General features: G+C 69.8%; 18 protein-coding genes. 7 read left to right on the forward strand and 11 right to left on the reverse strand.

The features are described from left to right. Positions 1 to 2: 2 nt before the first annotated feature. The gene (gene pqqB / locus MOJ79_RS12120; protein WP_241924390.1) at positions 3 to 923 is read right to left on the reverse strand and encodes a pyrroloquinoline quinone biosynthesis protein PqqB; all 921 of its coding nucleotides are present in this window, start codon (positions 921 to 923) and stop codon (positions 3 to 5) included. A gap of 73 nt (positions 924 to 996) precedes the next feature. After that, the gene (gene pqqA, locus MOJ79_RS19165; protein WP_442863121.1) at positions 997 to 1,242 is read right to left on the reverse strand and encodes a pyrroloquinoline quinone precursor peptide PqqA; all 246 of its coding nucleotides are present in this window, start codon (positions 1,240 to 1,242) and stop codon (positions 997 to 999) included. Positions 1,243 to 1,248: 6 nt separating this feature from the next. On the opposite strand from pqqA, the gene MOJ79_RS12125 reads away from it, so the two are divergent. The 3 genes from MOJ79_RS12125 to MOJ79_RS12135 are packed head-to-tail and all read left to right on the forward strand — an operon-like array spanning position 1,249 to position 4,198. Beyond that, complete coding sequence (locus tag MOJ79_RS12125) at positions 1,249 to 2,214, forward strand: alpha/beta fold hydrolase (RefSeq protein ID WP_241924391.1); 966 nt, start codon at positions 1,249 to 1,251, stop codon at positions 2,212 to 2,214. Then, positions 2,211 to 3,557 (forward strand): HAMP domain-containing sensor histidine kinase, encoded by a 1,347-nt coding sequence (locus MOJ79_RS12130; protein WP_241924392.1) that lies wholly within the window; start codon positions 2,211 to 2,213, stop codon positions 3,555 to 3,557. Before MOJ79_RS12125 ends, MOJ79_RS12130 begins: the two co-directional genes overlap by 4 nt. A gap of 11 nt (positions 3,558 to 3,568) precedes the next feature. Further along, positions 3,569 to 4,198 (forward strand): response regulator, encoded by a 630-nt coding sequence (locus MOJ79_RS12135; protein WP_241924393.1) that lies wholly within the window; start codon positions 3,569 to 3,571, stop codon positions 4,196 to 4,198. A gap of 325 nt (positions 4,199 to 4,523) precedes the next feature. Here MOJ79_RS12135 and MOJ79_RS12140 read toward each other — a convergent pair whose 3' ends face one another. Next, positions 4,524 to 5,201 carry an NUDIX hydrolase gene (locus tag MOJ79_RS12140; RefSeq protein ID WP_241924394.1) on the reverse strand — a complete coding sequence of 226 codons (678 nt, stop codon included), beginning with the start codon at positions 5,199 to 5,201 and terminating at the stop codon, positions 4,524 to 4,526. 80 nt (positions 5,202 to 5,281) lie between these two features. Here MOJ79_RS12140 and MOJ79_RS12145 point away from each other — a divergent pair, with 80 nt between their 5' ends. The 4 genes from MOJ79_RS12145 (at position 5,282) to MOJ79_RS12160 (ending at position 8,849) form a co-directional block, all read left to right on the forward strand. Beyond that, positions 5,282 to 6,259: a metallophosphoesterase gene (locus tag MOJ79_RS12145; protein WP_241924395.1), complete on the forward strand. Its 978-nt coding sequence runs from the start codon at positions 5,282 to 5,284 to the stop codon at positions 6,257 to 6,259. 162 nt (positions 6,260 to 6,421) lie between these two features. Beyond that, positions 6,422 to 6,655: a hypothetical protein gene (locus tag MOJ79_RS12150; RefSeq protein WP_241924396.1), complete on the forward strand. Its 234-nt coding sequence runs from the start codon at positions 6,422 to 6,424 to the stop codon at positions 6,653 to 6,655. Between the two features lie 11 nt (positions 6,656 to 6,666). After that, positions 6,667 to 8,223, forward strand: a complete 1,557-nt coding sequence (locus tag MOJ79_RS12155) for a PcfJ domain-containing protein (RefSeq protein ID WP_241924397.1) — start codon at positions 6,667 to 6,669, stop codon at positions 8,221 to 8,223. A gap of 128 nt (positions 8,224 to 8,351) precedes the next feature. Further along, on the forward strand, positions 8,352 to 8,849 hold the full coding sequence (locus MOJ79_RS12160; RefSeq protein WP_241924398.1) for a hypothetical protein: 498 nt from the start codon (positions 8,352 to 8,354) through the stop codon (positions 8,847 to 8,849). Positions 8,850 to 9,361: 512 nt separating this feature from the next. Here MOJ79_RS12160 and MOJ79_RS12165 read toward each other — a convergent pair. The 8 genes from MOJ79_RS12165 to MOJ79_RS12200 all read right to left on the reverse strand — a co-directional run bounded on the left by MOJ79_RS12165 (position 9,362) and on the right by MOJ79_RS12200 (position 23,143). Further along, positions 9,362 to 11,437: a DEAD/DEAH box helicase gene (locus tag MOJ79_RS12165; protein WP_241924399.1), complete on the reverse strand. Its 2,076-nt coding sequence runs from the start codon at positions 11,435 to 11,437 to the stop codon at positions 9,362 to 9,364. Then, the gene (gene brxD, locus MOJ79_RS12170) at positions 11,434 to 12,744 is read right to left on the reverse strand and encodes a BREX system ATP-binding protein BrxD (RefSeq protein ID WP_241924400.1); all 1,311 of its coding nucleotides are present in this window, start codon (positions 12,742 to 12,744) and stop codon (positions 11,434 to 11,436) included. The genes MOJ79_RS12165 and brxD overlap by 4 nt, the downstream gene beginning before the upstream one ends. Further along, the gene (pglZ, locus tag MOJ79_RS12175; RefSeq protein WP_241924401.1) at positions 12,741 to 15,446 is read right to left on the reverse strand and encodes a BREX-2 system phosphatase PglZ; all 2,706 of its coding nucleotides are present in this window, start codon (positions 15,444 to 15,446) and stop codon (positions 12,741 to 12,743) included. The genes brxD and pglZ overlap by 4 nt, the downstream gene beginning before the upstream one ends. Continuing rightward, positions 15,443 to 19,123, reverse strand: a complete 3,681-nt coding sequence (locus MOJ79_RS12180; RefSeq protein WP_241924402.1) for a DUF6079 family protein — start codon at positions 19,121 to 19,123, stop codon at positions 15,443 to 15,445. The genes pglZ and MOJ79_RS12180 overlap by 4 nt, the downstream gene beginning before the upstream one ends. An 11-nt stretch (positions 19,124 to 19,134) precedes the next feature. After that, the gene (locus MOJ79_RS12185; protein ID WP_241924403.1) at positions 19,135 to 20,544 is read right to left on the reverse strand and encodes a Fic family protein; all 1,410 of its coding nucleotides are present in this window, start codon (positions 20,542 to 20,544) and stop codon (positions 19,135 to 19,137) included. 183 nt (positions 20,545 to 20,727) lie between these two features. Beyond that, positions 20,728 to 21,429, reverse strand: coding sequence for a hypothetical protein (locus MOJ79_RS12190; protein WP_241924404.1), 702 nt, complete (start codon positions 21,427 to 21,429; stop codon positions 20,728 to 20,730). Between the two features lie 91 nt (positions 21,430 to 21,520). Further along, positions 21,521 to 22,069 (reverse strand): hypothetical protein, encoded by a 549-nt coding sequence (locus MOJ79_RS12195; RefSeq protein WP_241924405.1) that lies wholly within the window; start codon positions 22,067 to 22,069, stop codon positions 21,521 to 21,523. A 3-nt stretch (positions 22,070 to 22,072) separates the two neighbouring features. Continuing rightward, entirely contained in the window at positions 22,073 to 23,143 is a 1,071-nt protein-coding gene (locus tag MOJ79_RS12200) for an AAA family ATPase (protein WP_241924406.1), read from the reverse strand. Positions 23,144 to 23,247: the final 104 nt, after the last annotated feature.

Raw genomic sequence — 23,247 nt, forward strand, 5'->3', positions numbered from 1 at the left:
CGTCACAGCGTGATCTCCATGCCGTCTTCGCAGACCTCGATGCGCTCGGCGGCGAGCGCGGCGCGCTCGGCCGAGTCCTCGTCGAGGATCGGGTTGGTGTTGTTGATGTGGATCAGCAGCCGCCGCGTGCGCGCCGGCAGCCGGGCCATCCACTCGATCATGCCGCCCGCGCCCGACTGCGGCAGGTGGCCGATGTCGCGCGCCGTCTTGCGCGACAGGCCGAGCGCGATCATCTCGTCGTCGGTCCAGAACGTGCCGTCGACCATCACCGCGTCGGCGCGGTGCATCGCGTCGAACACGGCCGGCTCGATCGCGCCGAGCCCGGGCGCATAGAACAGCGTCGTGCCGCGCGCGCGGTCGGTCACCGTGATGCCGATGTTGTCACCCGCCACCGGCGCGTCGCGGTGCGGCGAGTACGGCGCGGCCTTCGACTGCAGCGGCAGCGCGCGAAAGCTCAGCCCCGGCACACCCGGTACCTCGAACGCGGTACCGTCGAGCGCGATGCGCTGCCGCTCGACGCCGCAGAAGTGGTCGAGCACGCGCAGGATCGGGTTGCCCTGCGTCAGGTCCTCGGCCACCGGGTCGGTGCACCACAGCGGCAGCGGGCTGCCGCGCTCGCGCAGCATGTACAGCCCCGTCGTGTGGTCGACCTGGCCGTCCATCAGCACGACGCCGGCGATCGCGGTGTCGCGCACGCGCCGCGCCGGCTGCAGCGCCGGGTTCGCGCGGATCTGCTGCAGGATGTCGGGCGACGCGTTGAACAGCACGCCGTCGGCACCGTCGTCGGGGCGCACGAAGATCGACGACTGGGTGCGCGGCTTCGCGCGCACGCTGCCCTCGCGCACGCCGCGGCAGTTGCGGCAGTTGCAGTTCCACTGCGGGAAGCCGCCGCCGGCGGCGGCACCGAGCACCGTGATGCGCATACGAAGCGGTGTGGCAGCGCGTTCAAACGAAACGCCCCGGGCGCACCCGGGGCGTCGGCCTCAGCGGCCCGGCTCAGCGAGCCGCGACGTACATCGTGATTTCGAAGCCGAAGCGGAAGTCGCAGGCTTGTGGGGTTTGCCACTGCATCGTGAGTCTCCAACAGGTCGTGACACCGCACCACACGGCACGGCGGGGATTTCGATCCCGTGCCACATGGTGTCGCGGCGCGCCGCGGCCGCAAAGCCCCGCCGCCATGATTCTCGGCTCATGATTTTCATGATTCGCGCGCCGGGGCGCCGTCGTCGCGCTGGCTACCATTGAACGGTGTCGACCGTCACCGCTGCACCCGACCCGTCAGCACCGCTCGCTGCCGCACCCCGCCGCTGGCGCCTGCCGGTGGGCGACGGCCACGAGCTGCAGGTCTACGAGTGGGGGGAGCCGACCGCCCGTCCGGCGCTGGTGCTGCACGGCGGGCCGGGATCGGGCTGCTCGCCGACGCTGGTGCGCGCGTTCGACCTGCGGGCCTGGCGCGTGATCGGCGTCGACCAGCGCGGCGCCGGGCTCAGCTCGCCGGCCGGCGCGACCGCGCACAACACGACGGCGCACCTGCTCGCCGACCTGCGCGCGCTGCGGCGGGCGCTGGGCATCGCGCGCTGGGTCGTCGTCGGTGGCTCGTGGGGCGCGACGCTCGCGCTGGCGCACGCGCTCGACGAGCCCGATGCGGTCGCCGCGCTCGTGCTGCGCGGCCTGTTCCTCGCGCGCCGCGACGACATTGACGCGTTCTTCGCCAACGCGGTGCGCGACGGCGAGCCGACATGGCGGCGCTGGCAGGCGGCGGCCGACGCCGCCGGCGTGCGCCTCGTCGAACACCTGGCGGCCAGGCTCGACCACGGCGACGAGGCCGAGCAGCACTCCATCGTGACCGCCTGGTGGCGCTGGGAACAGTCGCTGCAGGGAGCCGCCGCCGTGACGCTGCCGGCCTGCGAGGCGCTGCGGCAGCGCTACCGCGTGCAGGCGCACTACCTGCGGCACGACTGCTGGCTGGCGGCACCGCCGCTGGTCGAACGGCTGCGCGACCTGCCCCCCGTGCCGACCCACCTGCTGCACGGCGCCCGCGACCGCGTCTGCCCGCCCGAGGGCGCGCGCCTGGCGCACGGGCGGATCGCCGGCAGCTCGCTCGAGATCGTCGAGGGCGCCGGCCACGACCCGACGCACCCGGCGATGGCGGCCGCGATGTCGGCGGCGCTCGCGAGCGTGGCGACCACCGCCCGGTTCGAGGCCGAGCGATGAGCCTGCGGCTGAAGATCAACCTGATCGTCGGCACGCTGACGGCGCTGTTCGTCGCCGCGCTGCTCGGGCTGCAGTTTCGCGGCATGCGCGCCGCGGTGGCCGAGGAAACCGTCGCAGCCAACCGGGTGGCCTCGCAGCTGCTCAACCGCAGCGCCTGGGGCTACGCTGCGCAGGGCACCGCGGCGATGCGTGCCTACCTCGAAGGGGTGGGCCGCGTGCGCTCGAACGACATCACGCTGTACGGCGCCGACGGCGCCGAGCTGTACCGCTCGCCGCCGTCGCCGTACAAGGCCGGGCGCGACGCGCCGGCATGGTTCGACCGCCTGATCGCCCCGCCGCCCACCGTGCAGTCGATCGAGTTTCCCGACGGCAAGCTCGTCGTGCGCTCGAACGCGTCGCGCGCGGTACTCGACGCCTGGGACGATTTCGTCGTCCTCGCCGGCGCGGCGCTGGCGCTGCTGGTGGCCGTCAACGCGCTCGTGCTGTGGGGCGTGGGGCGCGCGGTGCGCCCGTTCGGCCGCATCGTCGAGGCGCTCGACGAGCTGCAGCGCGGGCGCTTCGACGTCGAGCTGCCGCCACTGCCCGGGCGCGAGGCGGCGGCGATCGGCGCCGCGTTCAACCGCATGGTCGGCGTGCTGCGCGAGAACCTCGAGACCGAGCGCCGCGCGATGCGCGCCGAGCGCGAGCTGTCGGACAGCCGCGAGCTCGCGCGCTGGATCGACCACCATATCGAGCAGGAGCGCCGGCTGATCGCGCGCGAACTGCACGACGAACTGGGCCAGTCGGTGACCGCGATGCGCAGCATGGCGCTGTCGATCGCGCAGCGCGTGCACGGCGTCGACCCGGCCGCCGAGCAGGCGGCGCGGCTGATCGCCGACGAGTCGTCGAAGCTGTACGACGCGATGCACGGGCTGATCCCGCGGCTGGCGCCGATGGTGCTCGACACGCTCGGGCTCGAGGCGGCGCTGAACGACCTCGTCGAACGCACCCGGCGCGCGCACCCGCAGGTGACGGTCGATCTGCACATCGACCTGGCCGACGTCGCGCTCGGCGTCGACGCCGCGCTCGCGCTGTACCGCGCCGCGCAGGAGGGCATCACGAACGCGCTGCGCCACGGGCACGCGCGCCACCTGCAGGTGCGCGTCGGTGCGCGCGACGGGTGGCTTGTGCTCGACGTGCGCGACGACGGTCAGGGCCTGCCGGCCACCGGCACGACGGCGCCGGGCCACTACGGCCTGCGCTGGATCGCCGAGCGCGTCGAGGCGCTGGGCGGACAGATGCGGCTCGAGCCGGCCACCCCGCGCGGCGCGCACCTGCAGGTGAGCCTGCCCCAACCCGCGTGACTACCGGACCGATGACCCGCGTGATCCTCGTCGACGACCACGTGCTCGTGCGCATGGGCTTTCGCATGCTGCTCGCCGACGCGGGCATCGAAGTCGCCGCCGAATACGGCAGCGGTGAGGACGCGCTGGCCGGCTACCCGCACGTGCGCCCGGACGTCGTCGTGATGGACCTGTCGATGCCGGGCATGGGTGGGCTCGAGGCGATCCGCCGCCTGCTCGCGCAGGATGCGAAGGCGCGCATCCTCGCGCTGTCGGCGCACGAGGACACAGCGCACCCGCAGCGCGTGCTGCGCGCTGGCGCGCTCGGTTACCTCGCCAAGCGCAGCGCGCCCGACGCGCTGATCGCCGCCGTCAACGCCGTCGCACGCGGCGAGCGCTACCTGGACGCCGCGACGGCGCAGGCGCTCGCGATGGCGCAGATCAGCGGCGAGGAAAGCCCGGCCGCGGTGCTCAGCGAACGCGAGTTCTCCGTCTTCCTGCACCTCGCGCGCGGGCTCAGCGTCGCGCAGATCGCCGCTGCGCTCAACGTGTCGACGAGCACGGTGGGCACGCACCTGTACCACGTGAAGCAGAAGCTCGGCGCGACCAATCAGTCCGAGCTGACGCTGATGGCCTTGCGCTGGGGCCTGATCGAGCCTTGACGCGCGCGGGCGCTCGAGGGGTCGGGCACGCGCACCACGAGGTCGGCCCGCAGAACGAAAACGAAAACGGCCCCCGAGGGGGCCGTCGTTCACCGCGGAGTCATCGTGGAGGCGCGGCCCGGAGTCGAACCGGGCTGAACGGATTTGCAAGCCCCACCAAGCACTTACATCCACTTCGGAACGCAGCTTGAGAGGATTGTAGAGGGTCGACGAGGGCCACGAAAGCGGGTTCGTGTAGGCCGGTAGAACAATAAAGACCAGCCCGCTATCAACCCGACTGGCGAGAGACGCCCCGCCCCAGGCGCGGCTGCATCCGTGCCAGCCGTCATCGACGGCAATAGAGCTGGGCGGGCCTGAACGCCCCGCCTCGCATCTGCCCTTCGACCGGCTCGACGACTTCCGCCGCCGCCAGCCGTCGCCGGAAGCTGGACTTGTCGATGCGCTCGCCAAGGACCTGCTCACACGCCGCCTGAAGTTCCCCCAAGGTGAAGTGCTCGGGCAGCAATGCGAACGGCAGGTCGAGTGCCCGCACCTCGGCGCGCGTCGCTGCGACCGCACGCCCGATCAGGCTGGCGTGATCGAAGGCGATCGCCCGATCGCCTACCGCATCGTCGACCGGACGCCATTTCACTTCCTCCACCCGCTTGCCCGCCTTCGGCGCGATCTGCTCGGCGGCCACCAGCGTGCGGTAGACCACGCTCAATCCCCACGCTGCGCGCGGGTCACGCCCGGGGCCGCCAACGGCGCAGAGCTGGCGCAGCAGCGGCATCTCCAGGCCGAGGCGCTCCATCGCCACCCGTTGCGCCGCCGCGTCGAGCGAGGCGTCGAGGTCGATGCGCAGCACGCCGCCGGGCAGGGCCCACCGCCCCTTGTAGGGCTCTTCGGCGCGTCGCGCCATCAGCACCTGCAGACGTTCGTCCACGACGCTGAGCACCGCGATCTCCACCCGGGTGAACGGCATCGGGTGACGCCTATGACCCGATTTCGTGACGTCGTTCGCCATGGACCCCGCTGTTAGTTGCACATTGCACCTAAGTGTAGGATACTTACTTCGTGGCAGTCAGCTACGAAGTGGAGCAAAAGATGGCGATGAGCTACGACGTGATCGGTGACATCCACGGCCATGCGGCCAAGCTGGAGGCGCTGCTGCGCGACATGGGCTACGCCGAGCGCCGTGGTGTCTGGGTGCCGCCGGCCGGACGCATGGCGGTGTTCGTCGGCGACCTGATCGACCGCGGCCCCGAGCAGGTCAAGGTGCTGGCGATCGTTCGCGCAATGGTCGATGCAGGCCACGCTCACGCAGTGATGGGCAACCATGAACTCAATGCGATCGGTTTCGCGATGCCCGATCCGCAGGTGCCGGGCGCATACCTCCGCCCCCGCAGCGCCAAGAACCTGGCCCAGCACGCCGAGTTCCTGAAGCAGGTTGGCGAGGGGTCCGCCGTCCACCGGCAGTGGGTGGAGTGGTTCCGGTGGCTGCCGCCGGCGCTCGACCTTGGAGGGCTGCGCGTCGTGCACGCGTGGTGGCACCAGCCCCACGTCGACCTGATCGCCTCGCGGTGGGTGCCGGGCAGCCGGATGAGCGACGAGTTCCTGCTCGCCGCCTTCGACCGCGGCTCGCCCGAGTGGGACGCGATGGAGGGCCTGTCCAAGGGTTTGGAGGTCCGCTTGCCCGACGGCCACTCGTTCATCGACCACGGCGGCGTCGAGCGGCGCGAGGTGCGCGTGAAGTGGTGGCACGACGACCCGCGCAGCTTCCGCGACGTGGCGATCGTTGGCGAAGACCAGAGCCACCGGGTGCCCGATCACCCTTTGCCCGCGCACTACGCCGCGGCGCCGCTCAAGGGTGCGCCGGTGTTCGTTGGCCACTACTGGATGAGGGGTCGGCCCGTGCCGATGTCGCGCAAGGTGGCCTGCCTGGACTGGAGTGCCGCGCTGCCCGATCAGCCGCTCGTGGCCTATCGGTGGGACGGCGAGGCCGAGATCGACGGCCGCAAGTTCGTGGCTGCCGGCGGCAAGCCGGTCGCCCCGATCGAGATGGCTGAACCCTGCGAGGTCTGACCCGCGGCCCTGCGACGGGCTGCACCCGTTCCCGGGCGCAAGCCCACCGCCGGATTTAACCCAGCAACTTGCCGGGGCGGTCAACAAGTACTGGCTAAAGCGCGGCTCGCGACCCCGCCCCGGCGCGACCACGCCATGGTCACCCGGGGTGTGGAGTGCGAGATGAAAGACCGCATCTATGCGGACCGTGTCCTCGTCCGCTGCGAATCCCACCGAGCCCGCAAGCGGCTCTTCGGCCTGATCGGCAGGCGACCCCGAGGCTGGGTCAGCTTCTGCCGCCACCTCGACAAGCGGGTCTTCGAGGTTCCGGCCGACCGTCTCGATGACGCCCTGCAGATCAACGGTATGCGCCGTGCGCGGTGGTCCAACGACCTCACGCGGCCCGTTTCGGACTGAGGAGGACGACGATGCAGCCCCTCCTCGAGGACCGCCCCGAGCCCCTGTTTGGCCGCTCGCCGGCCGTGCCTTGGTCGCTCCAGGCCGAGTTCGCAAGCTGGCGCGACGCTGCGCCGAGCTGGCTGCCGCCAGCCGGGCTTCGCCGCTTGCACGTGCCGGTGCTGGTCGCCAGCCTGTGGCGGCGTCTCATCGACGCCGTTCGTGAGCCCGCCCTACGCCTGGGCGACGGCAGCGTCGTCGTGCTCGGCATCGCCGTCTTCGAGCGCGACGCCGAGGCAGGCCTGCATGCGAGCCTGTGGCGCCAGAAGGATGGCCGCCTGCAGTGGGATCCCTGCCCGGACGACGAAGTCGTCGTGCAGGCCGTTCCGGCCGGCTGGGTCTGGCTCGACCTCATCCGGCGTGCGGCGATGGTCGAGCTGGCCCACCACCTTCAGGCCATCGGCACCCCCGCGACCACCGGCGAGCTGGAGCAATACGGCCGCGCGCTCTTCGCGCACTTGCGCCGCCGGCTGGCGCGCCACGCCGATCTGCGCGTGATGCGCCAGCGCGTCGCCCGGGAGCTCGACCTCGACCCCGCCGCGCTGCGCATCGCGCGCCGCCTGATGAACCTGCTGCCCGACCGCGGCCTACCGCGGCTGTCGTACTACAACACCGTCGTGCGCCACCGCGAGGCATTCCTCGCGCTCGAACGCGAGCTGCCGCAGGCGATCCCGCTGTACGGCGCCCTCGTCGATCGCGACGACTTCCCGCGCCGTGGCTGGCCCGCGCAGGCGCTGCACCGCTACCTGGTCGAGCACGACCTCGGCCCCGCCGTCTGGCGGCTGATCGTCGCCTCCGGCACGCGCCTGTTCCTGCCGGTGCGCGACTTCTACCGGGGCGATGCCGGCAGCGCCATGCTCGACTACCTGCGCATCCTGTCGGACCTTCGCCTGCAGGTCGAGCCGCACCCGCACTTTGCCTGGTGCCTGCTCAGCCGCGTCGCGAACCCGGCCTACCGGTTCGAGCGGCACTGCGAGCATCTCGCGCGGCATCGGCACCTGTTCGGCCACGCCGCACGGCACTTCATGCGTCAGCCTGAAGTCGCCAAGGCGGACCTGCCGGATGTGCTTGAGTGGCTCGCCACCGAGCGCCCGCAGCTCGACAAGCTGCAGCGACGCGCGGGCTGGCCGTGGCTGGTGGCCCGCACGTGCGAGTGGCTAGCGCTGCGGCGCAACGAGATCGACGCCGAGGCGCTCACCTGGGACACCCCATTCGATGAGGCCATCGTCGGGGACTTCGTCTGCCGCTCGCTGAAGTCCGTGCGCGACCTGTGGGACGAAGCCCGGGCGATGCACCATTGCGCCGACGGGTACGCCGCCCGATGCGCAGCCGGTGACGTTCTGGTCGTGTCGGTGCGTGCGGGCTCGGACCCTGGGCGACGGGTGGCGACGGCGCTATTCGTGCGCAGGTCAGGTCGATGGGAGACCGATCAGGTGCGCAGCGCGGCCAATCGCTGCCCGCCGCGCGACGCCGAGGCCGCCGTGGTACGGCTCGGGGGCTTGCTCAACGCGCCGGACGAGTCACCCTAGAAACGGCAGTTGACGTAGGTGGAGCGACAAGAATGCGTTGCCGCACAACGGGTTGCGAAGGCCGCGATGGTCACCCGTTTGGAACTGCTCCGCAGTCGCGGAAATCGGCCGGAAACCCGCATGGATGCTTGCTCTTCGCCGTTTCGCCTCGGGAGCAACTGCTGTTTCTAGGGTCACCGCTCGAAGCCGAGCTGGAGATCGACGCGGGGGGTTATTTCGGGGCGCCGCCCGAGGGCAAGGCGCCGCGCCACATGCCGCCGAACGCGCGGCTCGTCGTCGAGGTGGAATGGTCGTGGAGCCCGATGCACTCGCGTCGGCCGCGGTACTTCATCAGCGGCAACCGCGACGGCAGCCTGTGGCTGCTGTGGCAGCGGTATTTCGGCGACAACTACAGCCGCCGGGAGCGCGCGGCGCGGCTCGTGGCGTACGCCAGCAAGCGCGATGTGCCCGAGGCGGTAGCGGCGGCGCGGATGCTGGCGGCGTGCTGGCGGCGTGCTGGCGGCGCGAGATCAACGAGGAGGACCTGGACGAATACCACCAGGTACTTGACACGGGCCTCCTTGGCGAGAACAAGCTGGAGATGCTCGCTCAGGCGCTTTGGCCGAAACGATGATAAGCAGTGGTGACCATCGGCATGTTGTGGGCCTCGTCCAGTTTGCTGCTGAAAGGGAAGCACTATCGACTGGCTGCTATCGACGCGACCCCGGTGCACCGCCTTGCCGGGGTTTCGGGTTGATCTGTCCAACCAACAGTGAGACTCTGCGGCGATCTGCAAGTTGAACGATCGTCCTTGTTCTCTGGGTCGCTTCTCCTCTGTCAACGGTCCCATGCAGCGGCGTCAGCAGTTGCTCTAGCTCGCGGCGAGGCATTTGCCCGATGGCATTGATGATGAAGTCCTCGGTCACCTCCAGAAAGTACCTATCAAGGGCGGTCACCGAGGTGATCGAACCTTTTCGCGGCCAACGTCGAGTAGACCGCTCCGAGAACACCGGGAGGCAGTGTGCGAAGCGTCTTCCTGAACGCTTTTAGGGTCCGTCGGTGATCTTGGCTGATCTCGGATTCATCCATCGGTGTAAGGAAACAGGGTATGGAGCATCGCCAAGGCGCCACTGCCACGCCGCCGGATACGTACTCCCGATCAGCGACGCTCTATCATGGCTTGAACTGATCCCAGTGGACCCAGGACCTTGACCGTGTCAACCAACATTCGGGCCTTCACGACACTGATGGCCATGGAAGTGGGCAACAGGCCGACGAACTTCAGGCCCGTCGTCAGTTCGATGACATCGGCCTCAGGCACGGAGCCGACCGCACCGTCGCGCATGGCCCGTTGCGGATCCACTCGGAAATCGACGCCCAGCCCATCGAACCGATAGGCACCCGCCTTCTTGTACGTCAGCATCAGTGTCCGATTGGCCGCCGTGCCCGCGTAGGTCCAGAGCCTGAATCGCCACGCCCCATCCGCCTGGACGGGCAGATGGTCGATGGCCACCGGCGTCTCGTCACGAACGGAGTCGAATGCAGCGCGGGCGCGGCGTGACAGGGTCACGCCGTTCACCTCCCCGGCCGACAGCACGTCGCGAATGGATGCTGCAAGCTCGGCACTCATTCCTCGGCCGCCGCCGGTCCATCGTGCCCGCCCTCCCTCCTCAGCAGGTTCGAGCCATACCACACGCCGCTTCCAGTCCACCTCCCGAACCCGCCAGCTCCGGCCGGCCAGCAGCACGACCAGCACGTCACCCTGCCCGGCCAGCACGGTGGGGTCGAGGTAGCCCACCTCGGACGCGCCGTGCCGTGCCGTGAGCAGGGCCCCCCCGGTGAAGGTCGCCATCAGGTCACGGTAGTGCCCGCCACCGTACTCGCGCTCGGCCTGGGGCCCGATCTGCACGGTGCCCTCGTCCTCGCGCGCCAGATGTCCGGCCGCGACGAGGTGGTCCACCATCAGACGAACGCGGTCGATGGGCAGCTCAGGAAACGACCGCCCCAGGCTGTCAACCAGTTCCTGCGCGGTCGTTCGCCCGGCTTCAAGCGCCATCAGCAACGCTTGCTGGGCCACCACGTTCCACGGCTCGGGCGGAGGCACCGCAGCCTCGACCCATCCCTTCGACCAGAGGTTGACGATGCCGAGGGCGTTCAACAGCGCGCTGTCGGTGGTAGCGAGGAACAGGCAGTTGCGGCGACTGCCGGCACGTCTGCCGCTGCGACCCATGCGCTGCAGGAACGAGCCGACCGTCGACGGCGCGTCGATCTGGATCACGCGATCGAGGTCGCCGACGTCGATGCCCAGTTCCAGCGTCGACGTCGCCACAATCGCGCAGTCCCGCTCCTCGGCGAACGCGGCCTCGGCCTGCCGGCGTTCGCTGGCGCTCAACGACGCATGGCTGACGAAGGTGCGCACCCCCATCTGGTTCAGCGCGGCGCCCAGCTTCTCGGCACTGCTGCGCGAATCGCAGAAGACCAGGCGCTTCTCGCCTCGATGCAGGCGCGAGATCACGATGGCGGCGTTGTCGAGCGAACCGACGTGGTCGATGGTGACGTCGGCGTCGGTGGACACGGCCGACGAGCCCACCACCTGGCGCTCACCGCGCGGCGCGAACCACGTCAACAACTCCTCGGGGTTGCTGACCGTGGCCGACAGACCGATGCGCTGCAGCGGCTGCGAGCCATAGGCATCGATCCTCGACAGCACCGAGCGCAGGTGCCAACCGCGGTCGTCGGCGGCGAAGGCGTGCAGCTCATCGGCGATCACCACACGAAGGTTGCCGAACCAGCCCTGCCGCTCGATGCGCGGCGACACCAGCATGCCTTCCAGGGACTCTGGCGTCGTCAGCAGCACGTCGGGAGGGTTGCCGAGCACGCGGCGCTTGCGCGTTGCCGCCACGTCGCCGTGCCACACCTCCACCGTGCGCCCGAGCAGGCCGGCATAGCGGCTCAGCCTCGGCTCCAGGTTGTTGAGCAGCGCCTTGATCGGGCACACATACAGCACGCTCGTGCCACGCCAGCCCTCGGCGGCCATCCTCGACAGCACCGGAATGAACGCCGCCTCCGTCTTGCCTCCAGCGGTCGGAGCCAACAGTAGGCAGTGGCGGCCCTCGTGGATCGGCGCGATGGCGTCGAGTTGGGTCGGCCGAAGCGACGACCAGCCGAGCGAGTTGACGACGTGATACTGAACTGCCGGGTGCAGCCGCTCGAAGGCGCTCGCGTCGGCGTTCACAGCTCGATGTCGTCCACCGACGCCGCGCCGGCCGCCGCCCGTTCGTTGACCGTCATCTCCGTGTCGTTCAACGTCAGCCGGTAATGTTGGCGGGGATCGAAGCCCTCGTGCAGGTCGACGCGGTCGAGCACGTCGCCGACGAGCTTCTTCAGGAACAGGCGCGGCGCCACGCCGACCTTGCCGCCCAGACCGCCGGTCACCGCCTTGGCCAGCGTCTCGATGTAGGCATCGTCGACGAGCCGTCGGATGCGCGCTTCCGCCGCGCGGCCCTCGGCGAAGATGTCGCGTACCCGGCGGCCCACGGCCACTAGCGCCGCCTGGTCGAACGGGTTCAGCCGGATCTGCACGGCGCGAGGGTTGTCGAAGGCCCGGTCCGCCCCGAAGTCCACGTGCAGCCGCTGCGCAAGCGGCGCCAGTCGCTGCACGCCCTGTGGGCCGTCGAAGAACGCCGGGGTGCCCGTGATGACCAGGTACAGCCCGGGATAGCGCCCCGCGTCGATCTCGTCGATCCACTGGCGCAACGCGTTGAGCCCCTTCTCGCGCGTGTCGGCGCGCATGCGCTGCAGCGTCTCGACCTCGTCGAGCACCAGCAGCAGCCCGGCGTACCCGCTGTCGCGCAGGATCGTCAGCAGCCCAGCGAGGAAGTTCGCCGCGGTGAAGTGGTCCAGGTCGCCCTTGATGCCGGCGACACGCTTCACGCTGGCAGCCACGTTGGGCTGGCCGGCCAGCCAACTGATCAGCCCCTCGGCCGTTGGCAGGTCGCCCGCGGCCAGGGCCTTGCGGTACGCACGCAGCACCGCCGAGAACGCCGGCGCGCTGCGGCTGATCGCGGAGAGCCGCGCTTCCATCAGCGCTTCGGTCTTCGTGAGCAGCGCCTGCGTGTCGGCGGGGTCGGTGCGACCGTCAGCCAGCACGTCCTGCTCCAGTGCATAGAACCAGCCGTCGACCACGCTGCGAAACGCACCCGACGGCGCATCGCTGGTGCCCAGCCGCTCCACCAGGCGCCGGTACACCGTCTCCAGGCGATGCAGCGGCGTTTCGGTTTCGTTGATCTGCACCTCGCTCGACGCGAAACCCTTCGCGCGGGCACGCTCCTGCAGCCAGCGCCCGAAGAAGGTCTTGCCGCTGCCGTACTCGCCGCGCACCGCCTTGAACCCGGCACGCCCGGTGGCCGCCGCCGCGAGCTCCTCGTCAAGCACCGGCGCCAGCGCGTCGATCCCCACCGCCAGCGCGTCCAGCCCGGCATTCGGCACCGTGCCGCGCCGCAACGCGGCGACGATGTCCTCGCGTCGTGCCGCGCTGATCATCGGCTCCCCCCGGCCGTCGGCAAGCGGAACTGCTGCATCAGCAGCGCGCGGTTCACCTCGACCATGCCGGCGCCGTCGTCGACGTTCAGCACCTGCACCTGGTCGACGTTGAGCATCCGGCGTGCGGCACTGAGCATGCCGCCGAGCCGCAGCTCGGGCACCCCCATTCGCTGCGCCAGTGCCGCGCGGCTGAGCTTGCCGCCGCGCTCGTCGAGCGACGCCAGCAGGTGGCGCATCTGCTCGTCGGCCAGCGCCACGCGCGCGGCCAGCAGGCGCTGCGAGGCGTACACGGGCGAGGCCAACAGGGCGCCGATCCAGTCTTCACCGTCGCGGGCAGGTCCCGACGGCACCGGCAGCTCCTCGTCGCCGAAGAGCCCGCCCTGCCCGACCGGCACCGCCGCAGGCCGTCGAGCCGAGGTACGCGGCGCCGGGTGTGCAACGACCGGCGCTGGCGCCGCCGGCAGATCCCACCAATCGGGCTGCTGCGGCGGGGCAGGCTTCCAGCCGGCCAGGTTGACACCGAACGGCGCCAGCACTGCCAGCGGCACCAGCACCTCGGCCGGGCTCGCGCCGCCGTGGTAGCCGTTCTTGCGCCCCGTGTAGCGCGCCGCTTCGCTCCACAGGCAGACAGCGCGCTGCGCGCCCTCCGGCGTGAGCACGCGCGCGCCGGCCAGCAGGACCTCCCTCGGATCGGCGGCCGCCGTGCCCGGGCGCCAGCGGTCGCTCACGCCGCCCGCGCACTGCGTGCTCGCCTCCTCCAGAACGTGGCCGTGATCCGCCGTCACGACGACGACGCGCTTCGAGTCGCGTGCCTCGCGCAGTAGCGGCAGCAGCAGTCGCAGGTCCTCCAGGCTCCAGCGCTGATGCAACTGGTCGGGCCCGCTCAAATGATCGTCGACGGCGTTGTAGACCACGCCCACGATCTTCTGACTCGGGTTCGCCAGCGCCGATCGCACGCCGCTCGCGAGGTTGCCGTCTTCGCTGAGCTCTGCCTTGTGGAACAGCTTCGGCGGGTGGCTGTTGCTGCTCTGCGCCAGCAGCGCCTGATGCGCGGCGAACCCCGCCTTCTCGACCGGCGCCGTGCCCGTGCAGATGCGTCCGCACAGCAGGCTGGCACGGCTGACCTCGGTCACCGTCGGCAGCGCGGCCACGCCCACGAGCGGTCGCTCAAGCGCCTGCGGCAACCACTCGACCCACCCGTGCCGCTCCGGCTTCTCGAAAAGCTCCCGGAAGATGGCCACGCTCAAGCCGTCGACCACCAGCAGCAGCACCGGGTGCGACGCGGCCAGTGATCCCACCACCCTTTCGAGTACCTGCTCGACCGGCACCGCCCGCGCGCCGAGGGGCTGCGCCTCTCGCACCTGGGCAGCGAGCGCTGCCGCGAACGCCTTGTTCTGCGCGTCCCTGCGCTGCGCCACGACCGCGCGCAAGCGTGCGTAGGCCTGCGACAGCTCGGGCAACTCGTCGCCCCCCAGCAGGCGGAAACGCCCCCAGTCGACGAAGGCGCCTTCGTCGGCATGCTGCGCAACGAGCCCGTCCACCCCGCCTGCAGCCGACGATGGCCGCAACAGCCAGCGGCCCAGCCGGCGCGCCATCCTGACCCGCTCCATGCGCAGCGGCTGCAGGCCGGCCAGCCGATGCCGCAGCACGTCGCCGGCCGCCTCCTCGACGGCCGCGGCGGTCGCCTCGCCGGCATCGTCCAGCAGGGCCACGAGCGCGTCGGCGAAGAGGGCGAGCCGCTGCTCCAGCCCCGCCGGCGTCCAGTCGCTCAGGCGCGCATACCCAGGCACGCGCAACTCGCGCAACAGCGCGTCGGCACGGTCGAGGACGGCGCGAGCCTCCTCCGGCTCCAGGCGATCGAGCAGTCGTCCGGCGTGAGTCGCCCAGTCACGCCCGACGTCCACCGAGACATGCCGGTCGCCGACGTACCGCTCCACCCGCACCGCGGCCTGGGCCAGGTCGGCCACCCCGTCGCCCGCGGGCGCAAAGACCACACCGCACACCACGCCGAGCGCCGCGGCGTCTGCTGCGCGACCCGCCTCGATGCAATGGAGCGTCATCTGCCCCGCCGCACCCGCATGACTGGCCATCCACTCGAACGCGTCCGATCGCGCCCGGGCCGGCAGTCGCCCCAGGAGGACAGGCAGGTCGGGTCTCAGCGCCCAACGCATCAGCGTGGCGGCGTCGGGGCGCGCCTCGGGCAGTTGCAGGCAGCGCTGCATCACCTCACGCCACGCGGTTTCCAGGTCCAGGAAGCCGCTCTGGACGGGTGCGAACGGGCCGGCGTCGGCGCTCTCGATCAGCACCTGCGGCATCCACTCGTACCGTCCCAGGCGCGCATCGGTGCCGTGCGCAGCAAAGAGCTGGCGCACCATCTCCCAGCCGCCGGGCTGGAACACGCGGGCCCGCGCCAGCCGGGCCGCCACGTCGTCGGGCACCTCGGTGTCCGCCAGAGGGGTCAGCAGCAGCAGGCCGTCGCCCGGGGCTCTTGCGTCGTCCACATCGGCCAGCGCCTCGCGCAACGCCAGGCGGCTCTCGCACCAGCGCACGGCGAACGTGCGTCCGCGCCGGGCGATCGTCGTGGTGCCCTGCAGCGGCCCCGCGGCCCGGATCGCCACCGCCGCGGCCGCCGGCTCGCGCGCAAGCACGGCATCGAGTTGCGCGGCCGCCTGCGCCGTGGAGATGATCGGCAACGTGCTCACGACTGCGTACCCTTGCGCTGCAGACGCCAGTGCAACGTCAACTCCAGGTCACGGTCGCGCTGCAGCCTCGACTTCAGCTTGTCGAGCAGCTCGACCGCGCTGCTCGCGTCGAGGTCGGACTTCTGGTTCTCCTCGACCACCACCTGGCTCGTGCCGTACGGTGCCGGCGCCGGTGAAGCCAGCACCGGTGCGGGGGGCACCGGAGCAGGCGCGACGGCCGGCGCCACGGGCTCGGCCAGCAGGCGCACAGCCTCCGCGGTCAGTTCGTCGAGCTTCGTCTGAAGCGGTATGACGTGCTCGTCGTGCCGGAGCACCTCTGACAAACGCCGTCCCAGATCCTCACCGGCCGCCCGCCGGTGATCGGCAAGATTCCGAACCGCGTCGAACAGCGTCCACTTCGCCTGGGCCAACGCCGTGGTCACCGCCTGTGCCTGGCCCAGCGCGCGTGCCACTGCTGCCTCTGAGGTCTCCAGCGTCGCCGTCGCCAGCGTGGTGACGAGGCCGACCTCGTCCGACGCAGTGAGTGCAGCCAGCAGCGCCTGTGCCGAAGTGGCCGTGCGTTCGCGGTCACCCGGAACACCTTGCGGGTCGGATGCATAGCGACTCGCACGATCACCGATCGCCCGCACGAGATCGGCGACCGCAGCGCGCCGCGCCGTCGCAGCGGCCTTGACGTCGGCGACCAGCTTGTCGACGTTGGCAGCGTTCAGGCCTTCGGGGCTCACCAGTCCAAAGAGGCTGGCGGCGCGTGCGACGGCGGTCTGCCAGTGTGCCGCCGGCGGCAGGGCCTGTTCGCGCAGCTCCACCGTGTCGGGCAGGCGATCGACCTCCGGCTCGTACGGGCCACCGTTGAGCAGGAAGCGCCGGTTCGTCTGCGCCGCGTACGTCAGGATGATGAGGTTCTGCAGCTCGACCGGCAGCCCCATCGCGCGCGGCTGATCGATCCACTCGCGCAGCCTGGCCACCGTCAGCGGCGCCTGCGGTTCGAGTGCTGCGCGCTGCGCGAAGTGTGACGCCCAGTGCGGATCGAGCAGCAGGTGCGTTTCGCCCATCTGCCCCAGCTTCAACGCGTTGACGACCGACCTCACCAGCCGCCGCGTCGCCGGGTCGGCCACCAGCACGCGCTGCTGCGGTGCCTCCACGGCGGCACGCACCTCGGGCCACACCTTCTTCACCACCGACGGGCGGATCGCCGTGTCGAACTGCGGATGCGCCGGATACTGGTGCGCGAACAACTGGTCGAGCAGGTTGTCGAACGCGGCCTTGAAGTCGGCGCCGACGGGCGGGCGCGGCGCCAGCGTCGGGTCGAGCGAGCGGAACTGCTGGTCGGCGCTCAGGTGGTGCACCACCGCGTCGCGCGGCTCGCTCGTGATGCCGTAGGCCACCTCCAGCACGCCGCGCAGCTTGATGCGCAGCGAGTCGCGCTGATTTCTCGCCAGCGCCTTGGCCTGTGCCCGGTCGATGGCCGACAGGTGCCCCGCGTACTGGTCGAAGCGATCACCCTGCAGGATGTGGTCGAGCACCACGTAGCGGCCGAGGTCGTGCTGCGCCTTCGGCCCGAGGAACGCGGGCAGCCACACCAGCGTGCGGGTGCTGCCGCCGCGGTAGTCGTTGAGTCGCGCGAGGTCGTCGTTGGGCGTGCGGTTCGGCTCGTCGAACGGGAAGTCCAGGATCACGCTCCACGCGCCGGAGCGGCCCTTGAGCGTGTCGTCGGTCATCTCGCGCACGTTCTCGTACAGCACCTCGACCTCGCGCTGCGTGCCGCGCCAGGCGAACTCGTACGTGGTGAAGAGGCCTCCGCTGTCGTGGATGCCGAGCTGCTCGAACAGCAGCTCACGGACCTTCTTCTTGCGGTTACCCGGGTTGTCGTTGGTGCTCGCGGCGGCCAGCACCGGCTCCAGGTCTACGCCGGTGATCTGGATCGACACCAGCGGGTTGGCGTCGTCGGTGACCTTGATCTCGCCGACCTCGCCGGCCCAGTCGCGAATCTTGCGCAGCACCTGCTGCGCTTCCTGCCCCGGGATCGGCGAGCGGAACGTGCCGTGGTTCAGCGCCGCGAGACGCTGCGCCGTCAGCGCTTTCAGCGACTCGACTTCCGGCACCAGCGCGGCGAGCAGCAGCGTCTTCAGAAGCCGCGCGTCGTTGCGCAGGTTCTTCGCCGCCGTGGGATCGGCCTGGCCGAGCTTGATCGCCTCCCACGTCGTGCCGTGCCGCGCCTCCAGCATCGGCAGCAGGCGCTGCATGTACAGGCGCTTGGCGTTGTCGAAGTGCGCGCGCATCGCCTCCGAAAATGGCTCGTCGCCTTCGGCGATCGCGTCCCACAGGTCGCCCACCGGAATGAGCTGACCGAGTTCGAGGTCGTTGCGCCGATCCACCAGCAACTGCAGCATCAGCTTCAGGGCAGTACGCTCACGCTGCAGCGCGGCCGACACCGCGATCAGCGTCTGCACCAGCGCCGGGCTGAACGGGTAGACCTTGCGGAACATCTCGCGGTCGGCCTCGGTCGTCAGCAGCGTGTCGAGCACATCGCGGCGCAGGCGCAGCACGTCCTCGAATGCAGCCGCGAGTGTCTGGCGGGCAGCGTCGTCGACGGGCCGCAGCACCCGCTTCTCGGCAATGGCCGGCAGGTTGCGGTCTTCCAGCGTGATGCGGTGGAAGCGCGCCTCCCAGTGCCGCAGCACGTCGGTGAACTGCACGCCGATGGCGCCTGGCAGGTTCTCGCCCACGAGCTCGCGCAGGTCGCGCTGGCGTGCCACGAAGCTAATCAACGGGATCGGCCGGTCGGCGTTGGTCGCCTCGACCAGCTTGACAAGCTTCGTGCCCTCGCGGCTGACGAAGTTGACGTCGGCCGCATGGCTCGCCAGCCACAGCACCAGCTCGTCGAGGAACAGGATGACGGCGTCGTAGCCGAGGTCCTTCGCGTGCCGGCTCATGATCGCCAGCCCGTCGTCCAGCGGCACGAAGGCCTCGCCGCCGTCGGCCAGCGCGCGGTAGGCGGAGAAGTATTGCGAGATCAGGTCGCCGACCAGCCGGCAGCGTTCCTCGCCGAAGGGCGGCTCCATCATGGCCGCCTCGAAGCTGGTCGCGTCCCACCCCGTCTCGAGGGCGCCCCAGCCCCCGCCGCCGCCCGCCGCGCGGCCCTCGTTGAGCTTGGCGAAGAAGGCCTCGTCGCCCAGGCGGCTGCGGAAGGCCTGCGCGTCGCGGAACAGCTCCTCTGCCTGATAGAAGCCCGGCACTGGTGCCTCGGGGTGCAGCCGGCGGACGTGTTCGGCGTACTGGCCGAGGATGGCCGACTCCATGTCGCGCGCGCCGATCATGTGGTACGGCACCATCAGGAACTTGCGCCCCTGCGTCCACGTCGCCTGCGCCACCGCATCGGCGAGTTCGGGGATGGCGCGCGCCTGCGTGTTGCCGGCCAGCAGCAGGTTCAGCACAGCCATGAAGTGGCTCTTGCCGGAGCCGAACGAGCCGTGCAGGTAGGCCGCCTTGCTGCTGCCCGAGAGCACCGCCTGCTGGATGAAGCCCAGCGCGTTCTTGAACGCTTCCGCCAGTTGCGGCGTCACGACGTAGTCGCGCAGCGTCTGGTCGGCGTGCGCGACGCCTTCGGACAGCTTGAGGACGAAGTCGCCCTGGTGCACCCGCTCGGGGATGGCGATCAACTCCCTGATCAGCGGCATCTCGGTCCTCTTCAGTTCTGGCTGGCGTCGTGGTGGAAGCACTCGGCCACGATGGCCTCGATGCGCGCGAGTTGTTCGGGCTTCAGCAGGATCAGCTCGGCCGCGTTCTTTCGCCGCTCGGGCATGCGCCCGTTGTTCTGCCGGATCCACTGGATCAGCAGGTTGATCGTGCGGTTGGGCAGGTCGAACGCCTTGTCGATCTGCTCGTAGGCCCGGTCGTAGGCCTGGATGAACGAGGTTTCGTCGAACAGCGACTGCTGCAGCGCCACCTCGGCGCAACCCGTGACGAATGCCGCCGCGGCATCGGCCGGCCAGTGGGCGTACACCATCGGCGACGACTTGAACTCGAACACGAACTCGTTGTCGGCGACGTAGGTCACGTCCCAAAGCTGCCGTGCCGGCCTGCTGAAGGCCTCCAGCGCGGCCAGGTAGTCCTTCTCGTGGCGCTTCATCGCCACCGACAACGGCAGGATCGCCGGGTTGCCGCCGACGATCGGCAGCACCTCGCTGAAGTTCAGGCTGTGGTGCGCCAGCAGGCGCGACACGCGCCCGTTGCCGTCCATGAACGGGTGCAGGAAGACGAAGCCGAAGCTCACGAGCGCCGCCTTCACGAATGGCGGCACGTCGCCCTCGCGGGCGTTGGCCATGCGCATCAGCCCGTCCATCAGCGGGCCGAGCGCCTCGGGCGGCGGCGGCACGTAGCGCACCGCCAGCGCCCCGTGCCCGCCCCGCTGCAGCCAGTTCTGGCGCCGGCGGAATGCGTGCTCCAGCTTCAGGTCGTTCGTGATCACGACGTTCTGCAGGCCGACGAGGTAGCCCTCCGTCAGCGGGGTGCGGTCGCGCAGGTGCTCCATCGCCTGCAGGAAGGCTCGCTCCTTGTCCGGTGTCGGCGATTCGTTCTCGATGGCGTAGGAATCCCGGGTCTCGCTGAGGTAGGCCCAATTCATCACCCGGTCCACGATCCCGGCGTTGGCGGGGTCGGTGGCCCACGCGCGCAGGCGCTCCAGGACGTCGCGCCCGCGCTGCTCCAGTGCGACGTCCCGCATCACCACCGGGCAGAACTCGTAAGGCCCGATGCCATTGAAGTTGACGCGGTACTTGGGGCTGCGCTCCCACAACGGCCCGGTGTAGTAGGTGCCGCGGTCGAAGATATCGAGGTAGTTGCCGCCGGTGGTGTCCCAGGGAAGCGGCAGCGCCTGCCCGTTGGCCTTCTCCCACAGGAAGGCCGCCTTGCGCAGGTAGCCGCCCGTGCGCTGCGTGGCGAGTGCCCGCAGCAGGTCCTCGCCCGGCACGAGCTTCAGCGCCTCGTGCAGGATGGCCAACTGGAGCGTCTCGTGCTTCAGGGCAAAGAGCACATGGTCGAGCAGCGATGCGTCGTCGGCTGGCGCCACATGCCGAGGCACTGCGAGCAGATCGGGCATCGGCTCGATCCGCGTGACCGGACGAACCCGCGCCGGCCGCGTCGGCGGCGGCATCCGCAGCGGGATGCGCGACAGCAGGAACTCGTACCCGATCATTGGTGACGCGGTTTCTCTTTATCGAGCCCAAAGTTTTTCATACAAGACTCCAGCCGACGATGTTTTTCTTTCCAACGTCGTGGCCGCTCACTGCTCAACCGGAATCCGTACGAAGGTGCCCATGCCCCGGCACTCGGCCTCGGTCGGCATCGAGCCCAGTTCGGTAACCGGAGCGACCGCGTCGGCGCGCGCGCACTCACCTTCGGGGCCGAACCTCAAGACGCGGCCCACCTGTCCCTGCTTCAGCTTGGACACCAGCGTGTTGCCGCGCTCCCACTGGCTGCCCACCAGCGGTTCGAAGTCGGCGGGGCCGGGGCCGTGCGCCGAGGCCTTGAACCCCGGCTCGGGCGAGTGTCGGTGGCTCTCGGGGATCCCGAAGGTGATCGCCCGCGCATCCTGCGGCAGCGCTGCCGCGTCGATGCAGACGAAATGACGCAGGAAGTCCTCGGCCGTCTTGACGCCAGCCTGGGCCCGATTGAAGTCCGCCATCGAGCCGAACATGCCGGCCACGTAGAACGCCGATCCCGGTGGATAGCGCTTCAGACGCTCGTGCTGGTGCGGCGTCAGCCGGACGGTGAACCGCCGATCGCGCCGCGACAGCGAAGGCGCCTTGAACTGCAGGTACAGCTCGCGCATGGCGTCGAAGCCCACCACCTTGCCGTCGTAGCCACAGGCGAACTCCTGCGGCGACGTGGGCGCGAACAACTGCGCAGCACCCAGCCCGAACCACTGCAACATGAAGCGGTTGAACAGGATCTCCGCGGCCTTCTCGGACACGAGCGTGGTCATGACGGCCCACGGTCGCCAAGAGCTGCACGTGAAGCTGCTTCGACGCTTGCAGGCCCCCAGAGGTCAACCCGCGAACCACGTTGCCGGTCGCTCATGGCAGCCGCCTCACGTACGGGCCGGTCGCAGGGTGCGCTGCCAAGCGCGTGTAATCCAGCAGCGTCACCACCGGCACATCGACCATCGCGACCCTGCCCCTGAGCCGATCGTTCAGGGCGGTCTTCAGCGCGCCGAGATGCACCGCCAGCGCGACCGGAAGCTCGATCGCGACGATCAGCTTCAGCGGTACGGCCTTGCGGGCAGGCGCGGGCAGTTCCGCCGCCAGCTTCTTGCCCCAGCCGGTCTGTGCCCAGGCGGCCAGCAGCATCAGCAGCGAGTCGGTGATCTTGGTGACCAGCTCCTCGAAGCGACGCGGCGCGGGCTGACCCTTGGTAGCCACGAAGTCATCCTTCGTCAACGAATCGGTCACCTGCTTGAAGTCCTTGACCTCCAGGAGCCAGAGCTTGCCGTTATGCAACCAGGCGAAGTCCATCTCCTTCACCTGCTGGCCACTGACCTGTACGTAGGTCGGCAGACTCTCGAAGCGAAAGTGCGCGCCGTCCGGCAGGTTGACCTCCAGGCCCGACTCGACATACGTCGCCACCTTTCAGCTCCCGAGTTCGAGCTCGACGTCGCGGTCGAAGAGCCGCAGCGACTCCTCGACGATCGGATTCATCGGCAGGCCCTTTGACAGCCGGGAACTCAAACCAGTGACCCCTCCGCCTTCGGCCCGCCGCAAGTCGAGCAGCGTGTAGTCGGTCTTGTGCGCACGGGCGAGCTGCTCCAGGCGCTTGAGCAGGAAATAGCTGTGCGTGGTCAGGTATACCTGGATCCCCGACTGCGCGTACTCGTGCAGCATCTCGGCGAACAGCACGATGGCCTTCGGATGCAGGTTCACCTCGGGCTCGTCGACGAACAGCACGCAGCCACCCGACGGGGTCAGACGCCGGTTGCGCATCAGCCGCGACAGGATGCCGATCTTCTTGATGCCCTCCGCGGTCTGGTGCATGTTGAACACCTCGGAGCCGCGCCGGAAGACGATGGACCCCTCGGCGGTCATCTCCACCTCGCCACCGCCGGTCACGCTCTTGAGATGGTCGAGGGCAGTCTTGATGTTGGACTGCAACTTGCCTTGCAGGGTGGGCTGCCGGTAGTCCTGCACCAGGTCGTAGTAGGTGTCATCGAAAGACGCCAGTTCCTGCGACTCACGGGTGGCGACGATCGCGTCGAAGATCGACAGAATCTCCTTGGGCGGCAGGAAGCTGGCCTTGTGGCCGTTCAGCTCCGGCAAGCCGTTGGTCTGCAACTCGTTGATGCGAACGGTCGTGTCCTTGCCGAAGCCGAATTTGAGATAGCCCCCCGCGTTCCAGCAAAGTTCGACTGACAGCCGCTGGCCCGCGCCGCGCGAGACCAGGCGGCCCAACTCCATCTTCTGCGGCAGGAAAGTCCAGCGCAGCTTGCTGGCCAGCAACTCGCTGAGTTCCTTGGGCTCGGGGCCGGCCTGCTTCTTGGCATGCTCCTCGATGGCCCGCGTCATCGCGTACAGCAGCTTGAGCAAGTGGGTCTTGCCGGTGTCGTTCTCGCCGATGATGACGTTGAGCGACGTGTGGTCCTTCCAGTCCAGCCGCTGCTGGAAGGCCACGAAGCCTTCCACATTCAGACGCTTCAGCGCTGCCATGGTGTCGATTCCTTTCGATGGATGCTGTTCGCGCTGACCAGCGCCAGAAGACCTTCGCAACGGCGGTTCGGGACCGGACGACCGGGCTGAGCCGCCGAAGCCGA

Origin of the sequence: Calidifontimicrobium sp. SYSU G02091 (assembly GCF_022631395.1) — a bacterium.
In the GTDB taxonomy this organism is placed as follows: Bacteria; Pseudomonadota; Gammaproteobacteria; order Burkholderiales; family Burkholderiaceae_C; genus Calidifontimicrobium; species Calidifontimicrobium sediminis.